At 56.9% G+C, this 19458-nt stretch carries 13 protein-coding genes; 5 read left to right on the plus strand and 8 right to left on the minus strand.

Features of this window, described 5'->3' with window-relative positions:
• Positions 1 to 41 precede the first annotated feature (41 nt).
• Positions 42 to 1301: a cytochrome c biogenesis ResB family protein gene (locus tag IE099_RS08445; protein WP_189569478.1), complete on the plus strand. Its 1260-nt coding sequence runs from the start codon at positions 42 to 44 to the stop codon at positions 1299 to 1301.
• Positions 1298 to 3316 (plus strand): cytochrome c biogenesis protein, encoded by a 2019-nt coding sequence (locus tag IE099_RS08450; protein ID WP_189569479.1) that lies wholly within the window; start codon positions 1298 to 1300, stop codon positions 3314 to 3316. The genes IE099_RS08445 and IE099_RS08450 overlap by 4 nt, the downstream gene beginning before the upstream one ends.
• Before the next feature lie 54 nt (positions 3317 to 3370).
• Here IE099_RS08450 and IE099_RS08455 read toward each other — a convergent pair whose 3' ends face one another.
• From IE099_RS08455 to IE099_RS08490, 8 genes are all read right to left on the minus strand, one after another.
• Entirely contained in the window at positions 3371 to 3871 is a 501-nt protein-coding gene (locus IE099_RS08455; protein ID WP_189569480.1) for a hypothetical protein, read from the minus strand.
• Positions 3871 to 5319 (minus strand): DUF1501 domain-containing protein, encoded by a 1449-nt coding sequence (locus tag IE099_RS08460; protein WP_189569481.1) that lies wholly within the window; start codon positions 5317 to 5319, stop codon positions 3871 to 3873. Before IE099_RS08460 ends, IE099_RS08455 begins: the two co-directional genes overlap by 1 nt.
• A gap of 22 nt (positions 5320 to 5341) precedes the next feature.
• Positions 5342 to 10282 (minus strand): DUF1800 family protein, encoded by a 4941-nt coding sequence (locus IE099_RS08465; protein ID WP_189569482.1) that lies wholly within the window; start codon positions 10280 to 10282, stop codon positions 5342 to 5344.
• 256 nt (positions 10283 to 10538) lie between these two features.
• The gene (locus tag IE099_RS08470) at positions 10539 to 11099 is read right to left on the minus strand and encodes a hypothetical protein (RefSeq protein ID WP_189569483.1); all 561 of its coding nucleotides are present in this window, start codon (positions 11097 to 11099) and stop codon (positions 10539 to 10541) included.
• A 34-nt stretch (positions 11100 to 11133) separates the two neighbouring features.
• The gene (locus tag IE099_RS08475; protein ID WP_189569484.1) at positions 11134 to 14292 is read right to left on the minus strand and encodes an efflux RND transporter permease subunit; all 3159 of its coding nucleotides are present in this window, start codon (positions 14290 to 14292) and stop codon (positions 11134 to 11136) included.
• Positions 14285 to 15442 (minus strand): efflux RND transporter periplasmic adaptor subunit, encoded by a 1158-nt coding sequence (locus IE099_RS08480; protein ID WP_189569485.1) that lies wholly within the window; start codon positions 15440 to 15442, stop codon positions 14285 to 14287. The genes IE099_RS08475 and IE099_RS08480 overlap by 8 nt, the downstream gene beginning before the upstream one ends.
• A gap of 16 nt (positions 15443 to 15458) precedes the next feature.
• Positions 15459 to 16694: a TolC family protein gene (locus tag IE099_RS08485; RefSeq protein WP_189569486.1), complete on the minus strand. Its 1236-nt coding sequence runs from the start codon at positions 16692 to 16694 to the stop codon at positions 15459 to 15461.
• A gap of 170 nt (positions 16695 to 16864) precedes the next feature.
• The gene (locus tag IE099_RS08490; RefSeq protein WP_189569487.1) at positions 16865 to 17239 is read right to left on the minus strand and encodes a hypothetical protein; all 375 of its coding nucleotides are present in this window, start codon (positions 17237 to 17239) and stop codon (positions 16865 to 16867) included.
• A gap of 139 nt (positions 17240 to 17378) precedes the next feature.
• Between IE099_RS08490 and IE099_RS08495 the strand changes: the two genes are divergently transcribed.
• The 3 genes from IE099_RS08495 to IE099_RS08505 all read left to right on the plus strand — a co-directional run bounded on the left by IE099_RS08495 (position 17379) and on the right by IE099_RS08505 (position 19444).
• The gene (locus tag IE099_RS08495) at positions 17379 to 17867 is read left to right on the plus strand and encodes an EVE domain-containing protein (RefSeq protein ID WP_189569488.1); all 489 of its coding nucleotides are present in this window, start codon (positions 17379 to 17381) and stop codon (positions 17865 to 17867) included.
• A gap of 72 nt (positions 17868 to 17939) precedes the next feature.
• A complete protein-coding gene (locus tag IE099_RS08500) occupies positions 17940 to 18497 on the plus strand; it encodes a Maf family protein (RefSeq protein ID WP_189569489.1) in 558 nt (185 codons plus the stop codon).
• Positions 18494 to 19444: a diacylglycerol/lipid kinase family protein gene (locus IE099_RS08505; RefSeq protein ID WP_189569490.1), complete on the plus strand. Its 951-nt coding sequence runs from the start codon at positions 18494 to 18496 to the stop codon at positions 19442 to 19444. The genes IE099_RS08500 and IE099_RS08505 overlap by 4 nt, the downstream gene beginning before the upstream one ends.
• Positions 19445 to 19458: the final 14 nt, after the last annotated feature.

Consider the following 19458-nt stretch of genomic DNA (forward strand, 5'->3'; position numbering starts at 1 on the left):
CGTAACACACCCCGATATCAGCTTTTTATTCCCTGCTTTTCATGGAGAATTCCAATTCACCCAACTCTCGACCAAAGAAGTCCGCGGCCAGTAATCCTCTGGAGGCCGTAGTCAAATTTCTGTCGAGCACACAACTCGCCACTTTTCTGCTGCTGGCGCTTTTCGTCCTGACGTGGTTCGCAACACTGGAGCAAACCGTCAACGGACTGAAGCCGATGATGGACAAATACTTCAACTGGAAGGAGCTCTTCTTCTTTCCCGAGATTGGAAAGCCTTGGCAGAAGGACGGCGCGATGGTGCCCATCACAATTCGTTTTCCCATGCCCAGTGGCTTCTGGCTGTGCGTGCTGTTTACCATCAACCTGACCCTGGGGGGATTGATTCGTTTTCGCAAAAGCCCGCAGAAGATCGGTATCCTTCTCTCACACTTCTCGATCGTCTTTTTGATGGTGGCCGCGGGGGTGACCAAGTTCACCGAGAAGAGGGGAGCATTGCAGATCTATGAGGGAAAGGTGAGTGACGCAGCCCGTGACTATCACGCGGAAGTGATTGAGATTTCCGAATTGGCTGATGGCAAAGTGACAAAGGTCCATCTCGTTGATTGGGAGTTTCTCAAGGATTTGCGCGGCGGCGGAGAACGAATGTTCAAGCTCAGCAATTTGCCTTTTGACCTGAAGGTGACCAACCTCGTCGAGAATGCTCAGGTAAGCCCGGCCCAGTTCGTTCCGCCTGTTAAAGGCGAAAAGGTCATCGATGGATTTCACCTCAAAGCACTTCCTCGGGCCAAGGAAACTGAAGCGCACATGGCGGGAGTTGAGCTTTCGGTTTTGAGCAAAGGTGGTGAAAATCTACAGGAGCTTCTGCTCGGTTCCCGGAGCTTGAAACCTGCCACCGTGAGCGTGGACGGACGGCCCTATCTCTTGCAAATGCGCAAGAAGCTTTGGCCTCTTCCTTTCAAGGTTCAATTGGATGATTTTCGCGTTGAGCGTGACCCCGGAACCAACCGGGCGGCGGCCTACGAAAGCGACGTGACTCGTCTTGATGGAGTCGAAACTGAGGAAGTTCTTATTCAGATGAATGAGCCCATGCGTCGACGGGGCTGGACTTTTTTCCAAGCGAACTGGGGGCCGCAGGATGACCCGAACCCCGCCGAGTATTATTCCGTCTTCGAGGTGGTTCACAACCCCGCGGACCACTGGCCACTCTGGTCGCTGCTCATCTCGATGGCCGGCCTCATCGGACACTTTGTCTACAAGCTCACCCTGTTCCTCACCAAGCCCCGTAAGTCTGCCGTATCATGAGAGTTGTCGTTGGAAAAATCATCGCCCTGGTCCTGTTGGTCGGGCTCCTGTTAGGTCTCTTTTTCAAGGGAGTGGAGGAGTTGAAGCCTCAGAAAAATGTTGTTTCGATTCCTGAATACGCACCGTGGTCCGAGGAGGTCATTGACCTCGCCGCGAGTCTTCCCGTGCAGGAAGGTGGACGAATCAAGCCTCTGGAAACACGGGCCAGCTATGCCATGTTGCAGATGCGTGGTGATCGCCGGATCACTATCGAAGGCAAGGGGGGAGAAAAGGTGAGGGTTGGACCAACGGCCTGGATGTTGGATATCTTTTTCCGACCTGAAATTGCGGCCGAGTTGCCGAGTTTCCGGGTCGACAACGCGGAAGTGCTCAAGTCTCTCGGCATTGAGTTTGATGACCGCAAGAAGCGCGACCGCTACAGCTATGCCGAGCTGGAGACGCATTTGCCGACGGTGATGCAAAAGGCTGGTGACTACCAGGAGTTGAGCTCGCGGGGCGCGGATTTGACGCCGGTGGAAGAGCAAACGCTCGACCTCGCGACCTCTCTGCAGACTTACTTCTATCTCACCAATTACTTCAACTTTGTGAGAGAGGGAATCATTCTGCGAGCTGGAGAAGGTGAGGGGAAAAAGGTTTCCATGAGCACAGTGCTCGCTACTTCCGGTCAAATCGTCGATGCCATCCGCAAGAGCCAGGAATCCGGAGGCATTCCTCCTCACATCAATGAGCTTCTCATGCAAATCGACCAGTCGGTGATGAGCTCCAAGTTTGTCTTTCACCCCCTTCCACCCACCACTGCCGAAGAGGAAAAGTGGTCATCAGTCGGAGAGCTGATCGAGGCCACTCTGACCGGGCAAATTGCTGACCCCAATCAAGCGGTGCGTGATGTGCAGCGCTTGGAAGAACTCTACGATGCATACCGCGAGGGTGAAAAAAGCTTTGCGAAGAATCTCGCGGACTTCCGTGCTTCGACCATGACTCGGGCAGGCAAGGATGCCGAGCGGTCAGTCGATACCGAGTTGTCATTCAATCGGGTGGATTGGTTCCGGAAAGCGCTCTACACCTTCAGCTTTGGGGCGCTGGCACTCTTGGTTTATCTCTTTATCCATGAAGGTGCAGTCGGCAAGTGGTTGCGAGTGGCGCTCTGGAGCTTTACCTCCGTCGGCTTGTTTTTGATTTTGGCAGGAATCGTCCATCGTTACATGGTGGTCCTCCGCCCTCCGGTCACGAACCTCTACGAGACCATTCCCTATATTACTGCGGGGACGGTTTTGCTGTTCCTGCTGGTTGAGCTGGCTACCAAAAACCGAATTGCTTTGGTCGCAGCTCCCGTGGTGGGGATGGCCGGGATGGTTCTCGCTGCCGTGTTCCAGGTGGCGGCCGCTTCTGACTCGTTGGACCCACTGGTGGCAGTGCTGCGCTCGAACTTCTGGCTTACCACCCACGTGTTGACGGTGACTTTTGGTTATGCGGCAGGCTTGGGTGCGGCGGTGATTGGCTTCATCTACATCTTCAGCCGCGTGCTGGGACTGGATGGCGGTGACAAAAATTTCCGGCGTGCGATCACCCGAATGACCTACGGAATCATCTGCTTCACTCTCGTTCTTTCTTTGATCGGGACTGTCTTGGGGGGAATCTGGGCGAACTATTCCTGGGGCCGATTCTGGGGCTGGGATCCCAAGGAGAATGGAGCGTTGATGATTGTGCTCTGGACGCTCTTCATCCTGCATGGTCGCGCCGCAGGGCTTTTGCGTGAGTGGGGTGTCAACCTCGCCGCCGCGTTCGGAGGAGTGGTTGTGACCTTCTCTTGGTTCCACGTCAACATGTTGGGGACCGGTCTTCACTCCTATGGTTTCACGGACGGTAAAGAAGCGATCTGGTATTTCTACGGAGCTGCGACCTTCGTGATTGTGGGTGGCATGGCGTATTCGTTCTGGGAAAGTTCCCAACAGAAGGCGAAGAAGGCGGCTAAGAAGAACGAGACTGCGAAAGTTCCCGCTAACGAGCCAGCCTAGGACGTGGCCCGGGGCCAACTCAAACCTGAGCAAGCCGAGGCTCGAATTTATTTTCTATCGAACCAAGTCGTCATCCGTGTAGGGCACTCGGTCAGGTCCGGCTGAGCGGATTTCGATTTGGTCTTTGGAGAGCGGATGGACAATCAAGGGCGAGCCAAACCGGTCTACCAACTGGCGATCTGCGTTCAGCAATTTCGAGTCCTCCGAAAGATAGGCCTCTTGATTTCCTTGGCGTCCCAAGAGGAACAAGGCGAGGTCTTCATTGGTCGAGTAGTGACGGGAATCGCGCTGCTTCACCAATAGGAAGACATTGGCCAAGTAGTTTTTAAAAAGGGTCAAGTCACTGCTAGGAGTCGAATGGGGGCTTGCATAGCTGGAGAGAATCTGGTCCCCGAGGGTCAGCCTGTTCGGCCTTTGAGGGGATTCGGGTTCAGCAGGTATCTGGGAAAGCTGGGGTTTGCCTTCGGACTCCGGTTTCCGTTCGTTTCTTAAAGAAAGCAAGGCAATCAGCCCCAGAGTGCCGGCAGTTAGAAGCACCTTCGAAACAGCATTCACTAGAATTGATTGGGCTTGAGGAAACCAACCGGCAGGGTGGCAGGGTCACTGGCGACTGCGGTGTAGGGATCGTAGAAGTTGGACAGGTTGGGGAGGACTTCTTCGAAGTCGTTTGGTGCCAGACCGAACCAAAGCAGCAGCTCCGCAAAGAGCTCATCCACCGAGGTCGAAGGAAGCAGTCGTCCGCCGCGTCCGACGTCATTGGGGCCATCCAGGGCAAGGCTGGGGTAGGTTCCGGCCACTTGACCGCCGGCGACGGGCCCTCCCATCACGAGTTGGTTTCCTCCCCAAGCGTGGTCCGTGCCCCGGCCATTGGAACGGAGAGTGCGACCGAAGTCCGAGGCGGTGAAGCTGATGACAGAGTCTGCGAGTTCGAGTTCTTCCAAGCCCGCTTGAAAAGCCCCCAGAGCTGGTGAAAGTATTCTCAACATCGCATCCTGATTATCTAACAGTTCTCCATGATGGTCCCAGCCCCCGAAGGAGAGAAAGATGGTCTGACGCCGCAGGCCCAGTTCCTCGCGCAGGCGAATCATGCGAAGTGCTCCTTGTAGCTGTTGGGCGATAGAAGAGTTGGGGAACTCGGTGGTGACGAAATCCTCCGGCAGAGAGTCAAATTGCTCCTGCACGAACTCCTGCTGCTCGACGGATTGTCTCGTGAGATCCGCAAAGGCCGTTTCAATCAAGTTGGTGTAGTGCTGCTCAACCAGGGACTTGACTGCAATGTTTTTTTGGACCGTCGGGTTGTAAGAATTCGAGCCCTGTTGGGAAAAAGAGAGCGCCCCTCCAGGAGTCATCACAAACTGTTGGGTGGTGTTGCCCACTTGGAAAATATTGTTACCCGCGAAGGAAAGCGACATTGAGGTGAGCTCCTGATTGTGGGTGCAGTGCAGGACATCCGCCGCCCGCCCGGCCCAGCCGGTGAGATTGCTCGCTCCTTGGGGAAGCGAGGTTTGCCATTGTTCAATTTGGTCGATGTGGGAGAACAAGGCCCGGGGCAGGCTGACGTTCTCGTTTTGATAGTCGCTCAGACTAGTTGGCTGAATGAGAGTGCCGACATTGGCTACAAAGGCCAACCTTCGCTTGAGGGCATCGCCTCCCATGCCATTGAAGAGCTCTTCCAATTCACCCGTACCGGGATGGAGGCCGTAAAGCTCACCGTCGCCTCCAGTCTGATTGAGGGTGAGCAGGGAGGAACTGGACAGGGCCAGATTGGTCCGGGAAGCCGCATACTCGGCATAGCGGGCGGCATCGCGGGGCACCAGCACGTTGAAGGAATCAATGCCTCCATGGAGGAAAATGCAAACCAGCGTCTTGTGGTCTGTTCCGCTTGCTGGCAACCCTGCGGCTACCGCTTGTCCAGCCATCTTGAGATTGAGCAGGGTCGACATCACGGAGGTAGAGCCCAAGGCTGCACATGCTGACTCTCCTAAAAATTTGCGACGGTTCATTGGAATCTGGGGTGGTTGAATCTTAACGTTGCACTGCTCCTTGCGGTGACATCAGTGCCAAGTAGAGAGCGAGCCGCATTCGCGCGGCATCATCGGTGGGGTCGGTATTGTCCAGTGCCTCTTTAATAATACTCCGTGTTTGAGCAGTCAGGTGGCCTCCGCACACGACGAGGTTGAGGTAGTCCAAGAGAGCTTCGTGGTCGTGGGCATAGGGCCGCAATGGAGAGTAGTCTGGAGGGAATGAATAGTCCTGATAGAGCGAAATTCCCTGGTCGGCATATTCCCAGAGTTTGTTGGGAAAAGATACCGCGCTATAGGAATTGGTGATTTCCAAGGCGGGGGAAACCAGGCCGTTCTCGGTTAGGACACCAGGGGCCCGATAGTCCGGGCGAAAGAAGTTGAAGACGGAAGGGGAGGATAGCGCCTGTTGAAACGAACTCTCGTAGTAGTTGCCATAATCCCACCAAACAAGGTCTCCCTTTTGATTCACATCGGTCAGTCGGGCCAAGTGAATCGTGCGGATGACCGGCTCTCGAAAAATGCCAAATTCGGGAGTGTTGGCTATGGCAGGATCGCGTGCTTCGGGGTCCATCAAAATAGCTTTCACCACCGCACCCAAATTGCCTCTCTCGCCCTGACCATCGTTGTCAAAGACCGCTGAGATCCGCTGGACATAGGCGGGCGAGGGATTGGAAGTGACCAGGAATTGAATGAGCGCCTTGCTGACGAAGGGAGCGCAGTTGGCGTGTCGGAAGAGGTTGCCCACCGCATCTTCCAGATCCAAAAGACCGTTCGTTACACTGGGAGGACGCTTCGGGATGGTGAATCCATCGAGTAGGGTCTTGGCCTCGAAGTCGTGGTAGCCGGGATGCATGGACATGGGGACGGCGTAGTCGGGTCCTTGCCATCCCCCGGAACCCCAGGGATTACCGCCGAACCATAGCCCCGTCATCACGCGGGCAAAGTTGGTGATTTCTTCATTCGAATAGGTCGGAATGGGGTTGCCCGAGGAATCCAGTTTACGCGTGCCGTCTTGTTCGAGTTCCCAGATGCCGATGGTAAAGAGCTGCATCAATTCGCGAGCGTAGTTTTCGTCCGGGTAGCGATTGAGCTCGGGGGCGGGAGGCTGGTTGCCGACATGGGAGAGATAGCGCCCCATCGTGGGATGAAGGGTCACCGCCATGAGGAGTTCTTCGTAGTTCCCAAAGGCTTGGTCAATGAGCAGATCGTAGAAGTCGGTGACCCCGACCAGAGCATTGGCGAGATCGGCGTCGCGGCGCGAAATGACGATGATTTGGGAAAGGGCAAAGGCGACTCTTTGTCTCAGCTGGTCAGGACCTGAGATCGCTGCGCGGGCGAAAGCGGTATCGACATTGCTGCCATTCAAAAAGTCGTCGAGCTCGTTGTAGGAGTAGGTAAGATCTGTCCGGGAACCGTCGAAGTCCTCCTGAATGTCTTTGATGTAATCCCCGAGGTGAGTTGCGGGTTGATTCTGGATTTGGTCGTCGATCCATCCTTCCAGTCCCAGCCGCCGCATGTCTTGAATGTCGTTCATGGTGGGACCGAAGGTCGCTTGAAGCAGGAGTCGCGATGCATCGAAGGGAGTCGGCGCGGAAACGCTTCCACCGCCTTTCAACTCCAGAGAATTGGCGAAAGTGTTGTGCCAAAAGATGAGGTCGCCTGCGGTGCTGGAATCGGCCGCGCCGTCACCGTCCAGGTCCAGTGGCGCGGGCCGCTGGCTGGAGTTGGCCCCGGCAGGGGAAAGTCCCAAAGCGAGTTCGGTCCAGTCGTTCAAGGTGTCGCCGTCGGAATCCTGGTCTTGGGATTGGACTTGGAAAAAAAAGCTCGGATTCAGAGCGATGATTTCCTGTGAAGAGAGGTCACCGGTCAAGGATGGGCTTCCAGAAACAGGCTCCCAGTTCAGGAGGTTGGGGGAGCTTTGAAGAGTCTGGTTTTTGCCTGGAACCCGGGGCCAGCTTAACCGGAAACCGCTTTCAGTTCGGGCAAGGTCAAGAAAGGGGTGGGAGTTGGCGTCCAGTGGGTCGGTCCCGGCTGAAGCTTCCTCCGCATTGCTGTAGCCATCGTTGTCGTCATCACCGTCTGCTTGTAGACCGATAGCGCGAAATGCTGCTTCCCAAGCATCGGGAAGACCGTTGTTGTCGAGGTCCGGGTCATAGACGAGGGCCGCGCTTAGGTAGGGCGGACTGGAAGTTGACTCGGTCGGGTTGCTGAATTCGCGGACTTCCTCAGCATCATTCGCTCCGTCGTCATCGCTGTCCGAATCGTTGGGAGATGTTCCATGGTAGAATTCCTCGCGGCTATTCAATCCGTCTGAGTCGGCATCAGATGTTGCGTCCGCCGGGTTGTTCGGGTTGAGTCCGTGGGTGAGCTCCCAGGTGTCGGGGATGCCGTCGTTGTCGCTATCGGCGTGAGCAATGAATGCGGGGAGGTCTTCGAGAGGGGTGGCGGTGAAGTAGGCGTCTACTCCGAGGCCTGTGTAGATTGAAGACCGATCGGGGACTGATTCTTGGTCGCGCCAAGTGGCAGTCTGGTCTGCGATAGTTGTGGCGACGACTCCGTTGGAAAAGCTGTGGGCAATCACCGTCGCCGCGGTTCGTTGGTTGATGACGCGATAGTTGATCGTCCAATCCGTGGCAGGGGCGGGATTGGGGTTGGCGTGCATCTCGAAAGTCAGCGGATCGGAGATGTCACAAGATCCAAAGCCGGAAAGCCCCAGTGCCTGTCGCAGGTCGGTGACCAAATCGGCGAAATAGAGATCATAGTTGTCGGGATGGCGAAAACCGCCTGGCCCACGGGCGATCAGATAGTAACCCACCCGGCCTTCAATTTCCGTCAGAAGGAATTCGAAGGTCCGCCAACCAGGCTGCAGGGCGTTGGTCACGTTGATGGAAAGGAGTGGGTGCTGGCTGTTATACTCAGTATCGGGAGGGGTGTCGTGATTTTGGACCAGTTGGACGTTTGTGACTTGCCAATTGAGATGGTCGGGACCGTCAAAAGTGGGCACTGGAATCCACGCGGAATTGCCGTCATTGGGATCGAAATGATGAGACCGCTCAAGGGCATCATTCAACCCGTCACCATCTGTGTCAGCCAAGAGGGGATTGCTGGGAAGAGGGTTGGCGATTTCCTCGGAGTCACTCACGCCATCATTGTCGCTGTCGCCAAAGAGCGGGTTTGTCCCAGTATTTTCGTGGTCAACAAAGGTGCCCAAATTTGTTTCGACGAAGTCACTGAGTCCGTCGTCGTCGCTGTCGGGTCGATTGGGATCGGTACCTCGGGCGAATTCTCCCGCATTGTCCAAGAGGTCTCCGTCGGAGTCTTGCGTGGCATTGCTGGAGCCGGCACCGGTCCGGTGTTGCAGCTCCCAATAATCGGGGAGAAGGTCCCCGTCGGAATCCGCATCGATGTCGACAATCTGGATCGCGGCCAGTCCGTTGGTGCCATCTCCTTCCAGTAATTCGAGGACCAGTTGGGGGCTGCTGAGATTGGCAAAGCGCACCACGTTGTAGCGAGGGAGCAGGGGGCCTGCGGTTTGATACTCGGGGAGAAAGTCCCGGGTTGGAGCTGTTGCCTGCACGCGGAGGGTTCGATTGGTAGCAGAGTCCCCGTTGAGACGCAGTGTGGCCTCGGGGGCGACATACTCGGCAGCCAGATAGGCGTAGAGATCGTAATTGGCAAAAGGAATACCTGCGAGGGTGACGTGAACTCTGTGAGTCTCGTCGCTGCGCAGGTAACCGTTCAAGAGTTCCGCGGAAGCCTTTCCGGAGTTCGCGCTGGTCCAGCATCCGTCGTAGCTGAAGGAGACCGTGGTCGCGACCTCGTTCCCGGCGGCATCAACCAATTTTCCGGGCAAAGGCGACACGATTTCGCCGGTGTCTCCAGTGAGCAAGGCTTCCCCATTGGCAACTCCCCATTCCCTGAGAGGGGAAGTGTGGTTCCAATTGGTCTGAGGGATCCATCCATTGGGTGCCCGGTCGCTCCAGAGGCCTCGCTCTTCGTCGAATCCCGAGCGAAAGTTAATGCCAATGGCTCCGGAGAAAGCCGGAGGAGTGGATGAATTACTAGATGGATCGTAGCCCGTTCGAATCTCCCAAGCATCACCGGAGCCGTCGCCATCGGTGTCGGCTAGAATCGGGCTGGAGCTGGTTTCTTCGCCATCCAAGAGTCCGTCGTCGTCGCTGTCGGAGTCGAGAGGGTTGCTAGCGGTCTCCAGATGATCAGCCAAGCCGTCGTCATCGCTATCAGGATTCCGAGGATTGGTTCCGGCCTGGAATTCCTGCAGATTGGTCAAGAGGTCTTCGTCGGCGCTGGATGCCGCATCCGTAGGGTCGTTGTCCGAAAGTTGGTAGAGGGTTTCCCAATAGAGCGGGAGTCCGTCAGCATCGCTGTCCTCATTGGCGGTGGGGTCGACTTGCAAGCTGATGGAGTCAAAGCCCAGCCAAGTACTCGGCGAGCCGCCGGTTCTTGCAATTTCCAAAGAGTTTGTTCCTGCTTGCACAAGGGCTTCGGCCGCATCGAATTCGATGATGAATTCCTGATAGGACTCGAATGGAGGGGTGACGTGAAGGTCTTCTCCATTGAGCCGAACGGTGATCACGTTGCTGACCGCGCCCTCTTCGACTCTGCCTGACCAGATAAAGTCGACCTTGAGGGTGAAGTGGCCGTCGGGGTTGGCCTGAGTCGAACTGAGGTCGAAGTGAACCACATTTCTCGGATCCCAGGTCGTGAGAGCGCGCTCGAAGTTCGCAGGAGATTCCCCGCTGGTGATGTAATAGTGATCGTCGAGCGCGGAGGCGGAGCCTGGCGCGACTTCGGTGATTCCGGTCTCGGGACCAAACGGTTCATGGCTGCTATCGTCCTCTCCGATCAGGAAAACTGTTTCAATGGCGGCCGAGGCAACGACCATCCCGCTGAGATAGTAAGTGAGGAAGTGGGCTTTCATAAAAGGGGGGCAGCTTTTTCCGTTAAAAGGGGATGATTATCAGTTCTGCCTAAAGAAGGCAATCCGCGAAAAAATGGCCTTGGCTTGTTCAATTCAGCGGGGTTGGAAAGATTGGAGATATCATGGAATTGCGAACGTGCTCGATCTTGCCTTCTGCAGGATGATTCGGTGGAAAGTCCAAACAAGTAGTTACCTAAAATGAAATACGCCACCTCGGAGCGATCTCCAAGGTGGCGTCGAAAGGGGAAATGCGAATTTAGTGGTCGTGGCCTTCGTGTCCGTCCTCTGCAGTGTGGTCGCAGGTGCAGGCATACTCAAGGTAGTCGCAAGTCGGGCAGTTTTCTAGATTCAAGTTGAGTCGAATCGTCAGGCTCTTGGCTTCGGGGGTGATTTTCACTTGGAGGATTGCCGGAATATTCATTCCCTTTGGCAGTGCTTTGTCCGAGATGAGGATGCCGTCCTTTACCTCAAATGTCATTCGAACTGGCGCACTTCGCTGACCTGTGTGCGCTGAGGCTGATTGTTGGTCTACAGCCACTTTCTTGCCCTCGTCATCAAGGAAGGTGATTTGGAGTTTGCGATTTTCGGTTACAAGTAGTTCGGCGTGAGGCTCGATCTCGGTCAAGATGCGACCGCCGTTCGGGCTGGCTGGCACCTTGGCGTGATCGTGTCCTTCGTGGTCGTCATGATCGGCATGCTCTGCAACACCTTCCTTTGCGTGGTCATGCTCGTCGGCAAAAGCGAGAGGGCTACTGAGGTAGGCCAAGGAGGTGATTCCGATGGCGAGGAGGGTATTGTTTTTCTTTTTTAGTTTCATTGTCTTGTTTGTTTTCAGTTTGGATTGGCGACCTCTATTGCGAGGCCGGAGAGTTTTGGGTGACCGACTTGTTCGCTGACTTGCGACAGAAGGCGTAGAAGAAGGACGGAGTGATGGCCAAGCCCAGCAAAGTGGAGCTGATGAGCCCTCCCACAATTACGATGGCGACCGGGTTGAGAATTTCTTTGCCCGGTTCTTCCGCCGCAATGACAAGGGGAAGGAGCGCGATCCCTGCCGAGAGCGCGGTCATGAGAACGGGCACCAGCCGCTCTTCCGTCCCCCTGATGATCATGGCGGGCCCGAATTGTTCGCCCTCGTGACGCATCAGATGCAGGTAGTGCGAGATCATCATGATGGAGTTGCGGGCGGCAATCCCTGAAATCGCGATGAAACCCACCAGAGTCGCAATGCTGACGTTGTCGAGGGTGTAGCGGGTGAGAAAGACCCCGCCCACGATGGAGATTGGGATGTTAGCCAGCACCAGGAGCACCAGGTTGAAACTCTTGAAGTAGCTGAAGAGCAGGAAGACGATGATGAGAAGAATGAGGCCGGACATGAAGGCAATGCGTCGGGTGGCGTCCTGCTGGGCTTCATACTCACCTTCGAATGAGATCCGGTAGCCCACGGGGAGCTCGACCTTCTCTGCGATTTCCTTTTTCAACGTCTCGACCACTCCGCCGAGGTCTTCGGTCGTGGGGTTGATGGAGACGACATAGCGACGTTGGGAGTTTTCGCGCAGAATGTTGTTCGGTCCTTTGGCCTGACGAATCTCCGCGACGTAGGAGAGCGGGACGCGGTTGCCATCGAGGGTATCGATGTAAAGCGACTCCAGCTTCTTGGGAGATTCGCGCCACTCAATGGGCAGGCGAATGATGAGGTCGTAGACCCGCTCACCCTCGTAGACTTCGGCCAAGGCTTCGCCGCCGAGGAGAGCTGCCAGTTGTTCGTTGAGCTTTCCGGGCAAAACCCCATAGGCGGCCGCGCGTTTGCGATCCACCTCGATTCGCAATTGAGGAACGGGCGCTTGTTGTTCGCCGCGGGCCTCTTCGAGTCCCGGAATGCTGCGGGCTACGGTGACAATCTCACCGCCCAATCGTTGGATTTCGGCCAGATCGGGGCCGTAGATTTTTACCGCGACCTTGGCCGAAACGCCGCTGAGCATGTGCCCGATTCGGTCGGCCAAGGGGCCGCTGACAACGCTGAATGAGCCCGGGATGCCCGCCATGGCGGCGCTGATGTCCTTCTTGATCTCGCTGACCTCGCGCGAGGATTCTTTGTCGAATTCGATATCGAATTCTGCGGTTGAAACCGGAACCACGTGGTCGCCTCGTTCGGCCCGGCCGACACGGAAACCAACCGTCTCAATACCCGGGATTCGCAGCAGCAGATCCTGCGCGGTGTGGGCCATCTTGGTGGTGGTCTTCAACGAGGTTCCCGGTGACATCGTGGTGGCAACGACTGCGGTGGGCTCGCGGAAGGCGGGGAGAAAGTTGGCTCCCATCTTCGGGTAGGTGATGGCGGTAAAGCCGAGTATCCCGAGGGTCAGGAGGAGCAGAAGCAAGGGCTGCGAGAGGGAGAAGCGCAACCAGGTCTGGGTAAAGAGCCACTTCATCCCGCGCACGAACCAAGTGTCTTTATGTTCTTTGCCTGCCTTGGGGTTGAGCAAGAGAGAACTCAGGACAGGGATCACAGTCAGAGAAACCACGAACGAAGCAGCCATACTGACGATGGTCGCGATGGCAATGGGGGCGAAGAGCTTGCCCTCCACGCCGGAAAGACCCAGCAGGGGGAGGAAGACCAAGATAATCAGAATGGTTGCGTAAAGAATCGAGGAGCGAACTTCCGCCGAAGCGCTCGCAATCACGGTCAATCGGTCGAGCTGTTTTTCCCGCGAGGCATTTTCGCGCAGGCGTCGGTAGACGTTTTCGACGTCCACAATGGCGTCATCGACTACCATCCCGATCGCGACCGCGAGGCCACCGAGGGTCATGGAATTGACTCCCAGACCAAAGAGCTGGAAAACCAGAATCGCTACCCCCAAGGAGAGGGGAATTGCGGTGAGGGTGATGAAGGTGATGCGGAAATTGAGGAGGAAAAGAAAGAGGATGATCGAGACCATGATTGCCCCGTCACGGAGAGCCTCTTCCAAATTCCCGACCGCGAGTTCGATGAAATCGGCCTGACGATAGACGGGCAAGACCTCGACTCCATCGGGCAGGGTCTTGCGCAGATCGACGAGGGCGTTCTCGACCTCTTCGGTTAGAGCCAAGGTGTCAAAGCCGGGTGACTTGGTGACACTGAGAATCACCCCGGGATAGCCCTTTGTCGGAGCCTCTTCGCCGCTATCGATCCGGTGACTTCCCAGACCGGCGTCACCTCGCATGGGTTCAATGCCCCATTGCACTTCCGCGACATCGCTGATGAGGGTGACGCGGTCGTTTTCGTGACGGACAGGGGTCTCGGCGATTTTGCTGAGGTCAGAGGTCATCGCCAGATTGCGCACCATGATCTCTTGGGACGACTCGGTGAGGAATCCCCCCGTGGTGTTTTTGACCGCATTGGCCGTCGCCTCTCGCAGCTCATCGAAGCTGATGCCGAGGGCGAGCATGCGCTCGGGGTCGGGGAGGACTTGGACTTGCTTCACCCCGCCGCCCATGGAAAGGGTTTCCGCGATACCAGTGATGCTTTGCAGACGTCGGGCGATGGTCCAGTCGGTGAGGTTGCGCAGCTCGCGAGGCTCGGTTTTTCCAGAGGGATCGATGACGCCGACCAGCATGATTTCTCCCATCAGGGAAGCGACCGGGGTCATGTAGGGGGTCACGCCGTCGGGGAGGTAGTCGGTAGCTCCGGTGAGACGTTCTTGCACGAACTGCCGGGCCTTGTAGATGTCCGTTCCCCACTCGAATTCCACGAAGATGAGGGAAAGCGAGATGTCGTTGACGGAGCGCATCCGGGTCACGCCGCTGACTCCCATCAAGGAGTTTTCCAACGGGACAGTGATGAGAGTCTCGACCTCCTCCGGGGCAAAGCCCGGGGATTCGGTGAGGATGGTGACCGTGGGTTTGGTCAAGTCGGGCAGGACGTCGACTGGCAATTGGGTGGCCTGGCGGACCCCGAGGGAAAGAGCGACGAGCGCGAGGATGAGAATCAGCCCCCGTTGCGCCAGTGAAAAGCGGATGAGGTGATTAAGCATCGCTGCGTTTCTCCTTTCTGTTTTTGTTCCAGAGCGTTTGTGCTGTTAGAAGGAAAAGCACGGTGGCGGTGATGGCCCAGCCCAAGAGGAGGGGGCTGGCTTTCCCACCCCCGGTGTCATGGTCGTCGTGCCCTTCGTCGTGTCCAGACTCGGCGGATTGGGCCGCCTTTTGCTCGTCCGTCATCAGGGAGCCATCCTCGTTGTGCTCGTGTCCATGAGCGGCATCGAGCGCTTCCTTCAGGGAAAGACCACTGCCGCCGCCGGCAAAGCTGAGCGAGTAGGAGCCCTCGGTCACCACCTCGTCTCCCGGGAAGAGACCACTGATGACCTCGACTGACTCGTCATTCCATTCCCCGAGGGTGACGGGGGATTTGATGTAGGCGTTCTCGAGTTCGAAGTCTTTGATGAAGATCACTCTCTCCGTCTGGCTGCCTTGCACGGCACTCCGTGGAATGGTGAGAACATTGTCCCGCTGCGCGGTCACAAGCGAGAACTCGACGCGCATTCCCGGCTGCAAGAGTCCCTCGGGATTCTGAATCTCAAAGATGCCCGAGACCGAACCCGCATCGCGATCGGCCTCCAGGCCATAGCGCGTGAGGCTGGCTTCGAACCCTTTCCCGGGAATCGCAGGGATTTTGAGGTGGGCCTTGCTGCCGATGCTCAACTGTGCCGCTTCTTGTTCGGGGATGCGGGCGACCGCCCAAAGGACGCTGCGGTCGCTAATGTCTAACAGCTCATTGGAGGGCTCCACCGGTTGGCCGGGACGGGCATTGGATTCGACTACCAGACCACTGCGGGGCGCAAGTAATTTGATGATGGGTGGAGGGCTGCCGGGCTGGCGGCTCTCGATGCGGGCGAGGACCTGTCCTTCCTCCACGGTGTCGCCCTCGAAGACATCGATGGAAACGACTCGACCGGGAATGCGGGAGGAAAGGACCGATCGTCGGGATGGGATTTCTTCGATTCGTCCAATGGCGAAGACGGTGGATTCGAAGGTTGTTTCCTCCGCGACGACAGTCTCGATGCCGAGGTTCTGCACCGCTTGCTCATCGAGGATGATGGTGTTGGCTGCCCGCGCCGGGTCGGCAGCGTCTTCGGCAAGGAGGAGGGAGCTACTAAGAAGATAGTAGCAAAAGGGAATAGTTTTCATGATGAAGCTTGGAAGATTAGTTTTGGCCGGTGACTGCTTCGTAGCGCACGCGGGCGAGGTGGAATTGTTTCAGGGTTTCAATTTGCGAATCAGCGAGTTGAAGTTGCTGTTCGCGTGCGCGCAGGATGGCCTGGAGGTCTCCCAATCCTTCGCGATAGGCCTTCTCGCTTTGGGAGGCCTGCTCTGCGGCTTGGGGAAGGAGGTCTTGATCGAGGCTGCGAACTAGGGATGCCCATTCGAGCATCTCTTGATAGGCCGCTTCTGCCTCATGTTTGATCTCTTCCTCGAGGGCCGCGGTCTCCAACTGTTTGCGGGTGGTGCGGGCCCGGGCTTCTTGAATCGCTCCTTCGTTCTTTTGCCAGAAGGGCAGGGCCAGTTTGACTCTCAGGCCAATCACCCCCTCGCTCTCGTAGCCTTCGGGGGCGTCTTCGCTGCGCTCCAGTCCGGCCACCACTCCGACTTCGATGTCGTCATAGCGCTTGGCCTCTTCCAGAGCGATAGATTGCGCCGAGGCCTGGGCTGCCAGTTGCGCCGCCTGATAGTCGGGGCGGGCATTCAGCTGAACCGCGTTCTTGGCAAAGCGGGGGGAGGGCAACTCGTTCCCTGCGATGTGCAGAGTGTCGGCGGGGCGCATTCCCAACAGAGGCTTGAGCTTTCCGGTGGCGGCCAATTCGGCGGCTTTCAGACTGGGGATCTCGGCTTTCAGTTTGGCAGAGTCCAGCTTGGCCTGTCCTGCATCCAGAGGGGAGAGTTCACCTTTGCTGGCTGCTTTGGTGATGAACTCGGCCAGACTCGCGGCCACTTGCGCTTGCTCGGCGCGGAGGGATTGTTGCTTTCGAAGGCCGATCACTTCGATGAGGAGGGCGCGGGCCTCGACGATGAGGGTGCGTTCGACGTTTTCCACCTCGGCTCGGGCTTGCAAAACCTCGGTGGCTGAGACCTTTTTTTCTAACGAGAGGCGGTCGGTGACGGGGAAGCGTTGGGAGAGACCGACCTCGATGCGACCTTCGCGTAGGGTCGAGTTGTGCTCGAAGCCGACTTCGAGCTCGGGATTGTCCCGCAGGCCGGCACCCTGCAAGCGGGCTTCGGCCTCGGCGATGCGCCAACGGGCAGCCGCGAGGGAGGGGTTGTTGGCCCGCACGCGTTGCGGGATGGTATCGAGGCCCACGATGAGGCCGGACAGTTTGCTTTGGGCTCCAAGGCTGGATTGCAGGGCAAGGGTCAGCAGGAGTAGTTTTATGGAAAATTTCATGGTTCGTATTTTTGCCGCCTCGAACAAGGCGATGAGGAGCGAACGGCAGGAGGGCGCGTTCAATAGAAGCATCCCGGCGCAACACGAGGGCGCGGGACGACTACAGGAGGATTGGCGGTCGGGCGTGGCAAGGACTCAGAAGAGTCGGCACGGTTATCCCAACTGCGGGCTTACGCTCGAGGCGGTTGCTCCAGCTCATAAGGAGGCGCATCAGAGGGCCTCGCTTGCAAAAAGACGAAGGGACTTTGGTACAGGTCGGGCACCTTTAGGCTCACCGGACTGTTCGGCAGAATGGAAGGACTGGCTGACTGGCAACCGTGGTGATGGTCGTGAGGGTGGCCGGACTCGTCATCCGGATGGTCGTCCTCATCAGAAGGATTTGCAGGGGGCGAAACCTCGTCGGAGTGATGATGCTGACAGTCAGAACAATCTTCGCTCGCGACCGGAGAGCAGTCTCCACTGAAACCACAACGATGCACCTGTTGACCCATTGCGGAAGCAAAGAGGGACAGGATCAGAAAGATGACTCCAACTGGTTTCAACATCGTTAAGAACGTCAAAGTATCCAATTTATTCCCGATTGCAATTGAGATTTTTCGGCCGTCGAGGGAATGTCACAATCGGGAGGTGTCAGTATGGCAAAGAGGGCTTGGCGGCAGAGAGTTCGGAGCTAGCGTCAGGGGTATGAACTATTGGTTGATCAAGTCGGAGCCCGATGTCTTTGGCATTGAGGAGATGAAGGCGGCGGGGACCGAGCCCTGGGATGGGATTCGCAATTATCAGGCGCGCAACTTTATGCGGGATGAAATGGAGATTGGGGACCTGGCCTTGTTCTACCACTCCAATACGAAACCTCCCGGAGTGGCCGGAGTGGTGAAGGTCGCGAGCAAGTGCTATCCGGACCCGACCCAGTTCGATAAGAAGTCGAAGTACTACGATGAGAAATCCAAGGAAGACAATCCGCGCTGGTTGCTGGTGGACTTCGAGTTCGTTTGCGAGATGCCGAAGTACGTGAGCCTCGACGAGCTGAAGAGTGAGGCTGAGGGAAAGCTGGAGGGGATGCTTACTTTGCGGAAAGGGAACCGCTTGTCTGTCATGCCCTTGGAGAAGAAGCACTTCACAGTCGTCTGTAAAATGGGGGGAATTCAGAAGGTGACTGATTTGGACAAGTGAGGGTTGGCCCTTTTTCCGGCACAGTCGCGGGGACCCCTTGCATGGTGAGAGCTCGTGGTCCAAGAATCAGATGTGAATTTGATTTTGGCATCAGGCTCTCCTCGACGCAGTGAATTGCTCGCTCGCGAGGGGATCTCCTTTACCGTCAAGCCGTCCCCGGTTGATGAATTGGCTCCGGGAGCAATGGAGCCTATCAGTTTGGCGCGGGAAAATGCTCTTTTGAAAGCACGGGATATCTTTCGCAGCCATTGCGATGACTTGGTGCTAGGGTCGGACACGGTGGTTGTCGTTGATGAGCGAACTTTGGGGAAACCCAAAGATTTGGACGAAGGGCGGGAGATGCTGCGGGCCCTGGCGGGGCGTTGGCACGAGGTCGTCACTGGGGTGGCCCTGTTGTCTGGCGAGCGGGAGGAGATCTTCCATGAGACCACCCGGGTGCGTTTCAAGGACCTCTCGGAGGAAGATATTACGGATTATCACGCCCGGGTTGAAGTCCTCGACAAGGCAGGAGGCTATGCGATCCAAGATGGAGGCGAACGCATCATTGCAGAAGTGGATGGTTGCGCTGATAATGTCATGGGATTGCCCGTCGGACGGGTTGTTTCCGAGCTTCAGAAATTTCCCTTATGATTAAAACCAGTCACGGCAAACGCTACCCCCTCATTCTCAATCCCAAGGCCCGCAGCGAGAAAGCGGATGGAGCCCGGCGGTTCATCATGGATCACGCGGGGCGCTTTGCGATTTTCGCCTCCAATTCAGCAGAGGAAGCCGAGGAGTTGGCGGCAATCTTTGCCGCCAGTGAGGAACCGGTGGTCGTTGCGGCTGGTGGAGACGGGACCTTGAACGCGGTGGTGAAGGGATTGTCGGGCAAGAAAACCGCGCTCGGAATTTTGCCCACCGGGACGATGAACGTGTTCGCCCGCGAGCTGGGGCTGCCGGTTGACCAGTTGAAGCGAGCTTTTGAGGTCATCGACAAGGGGGAGACGGTCGACGTGGATCTGTTTTCCATGAACGGTGCTCCATTCGTTCAAATGGCCGGAGTTGGGTTCGATGCCCAGGTGATTGAAGAGACGAAGTGGGAGGCGAAGAAGGCTCTGGGTCCGTTGGCCTATCTGGTCTCTGCAATGAAGGTTCTGGGCGATACCCCGCCCAAGATGACCGTGCACTTCGACGAGGGGCATGTGGAGGAAGGAGTCGCCGTTCTGGTCGGCAACGGTTCGCTCTACGGGGGACAGGTCCGTCTCTTTGGTAAGGCTGACAATGCTGATGATTTGCTGGATGTTTTGATCTTCAAAGAATCTGGCTACAAGGTGGTCACCGATACCCTCGCTGGTCTTGCCCGTGGGGGATTTGATGAAAATATGGATACGGTAGGTTACTATCAGTCCAGTGGGCTCCGGGTTGAGTGTGACCGTGATATCCCCGTCGAAGTCGATGGGGAACTGTGGGGAAAGACGCGGGTGGCGGTATTCGAGAACATCCCCGAGAAGTTGAAGGTGCTGGCTCCGAAGGATGCGGCGATGCCCAAGTGGGAGGAAATGTTGCGGGCGCTATCGCCTTGGACGCCGAACAAATGAGTGTAGGCAAATCC

The organism is Roseibacillus persicicus (assembly GCF_014651675.1).
GTDB classification, from domain to species: domain Bacteria; phylum Verrucomicrobiota; class Verrucomicrobiia; order Verrucomicrobiales; family Akkermansiaceae; genus Roseibacillus; species Roseibacillus persicicus.

Coding starts and splice junctions, on each gene's coding strand:
- IE099_RS08445 (WP_189569478.1), top strand. CDS start 42: ATGGAGAATTCCAATTCACCCAACTCTCGACCAAAGAAGTCCGCGGCC.
- IE099_RS08450 (WP_189569479.1), top strand. CDS start 1,298: ATGAGAGTTGTCGTTGGAAAAATCATCGCCCTGGTCCTGTTGGTCGGG.
- IE099_RS08460 (WP_189569481.1), bottom strand. CDS start 5,319: ATGAACCGTCGCAAATTTTTAGGAGAGTCAGCATGTGCAGCCTTGGGC.
- IE099_RS08465 (WP_189569482.1), bottom strand. CDS start 10,282: ATGAAAGCCCACTTCCTCACTTACTATCTCAGCGGGATGGTCGTTGCC.
- IE099_RS08470 (WP_189569483.1), bottom strand. CDS start 11,099: ATGAAACTAAAAAAGAAAAACAATACCCTCCTCGCCATCGGAATCACC.
- IE099_RS08475 (WP_189569484.1), bottom strand. CDS start 14,292: ATGCTTAATCACCTCATCCGCTTTTCACTGGCGCAACGGGGGCTGATT.
- IE099_RS08480 (WP_189569485.1), bottom strand. CDS start 15,442: ATGAAAACTATTCCCTTTTGCTACTATCTTCTTAGTAGCTCCCTCCTC.
- IE099_RS08485 (WP_189569486.1), bottom strand. CDS start 16,694: ATGAAATTTTCCATAAAACTACTCCTGCTGACCCTTGCCCTGCAATCC.
- IE099_RS08490 (WP_189569487.1), bottom strand. CDS start 17,239: ATGTTGAAACCAGTTGGAGTCATCTTTCTGATCCTGTCCCTCTTTGCT.
- IE099_RS08495 (WP_189569488.1), top strand. CDS start 17,379: ATGAACTATTGGTTGATCAAGTCGGAGCCCGATGTCTTTGGCATTGAG.
- IE099_RS08505 (WP_189569490.1), top strand. CDS start 18,494: ATGATTAAAACCAGTCACGGCAAACGCTACCCCCTCATTCTCAATCCC.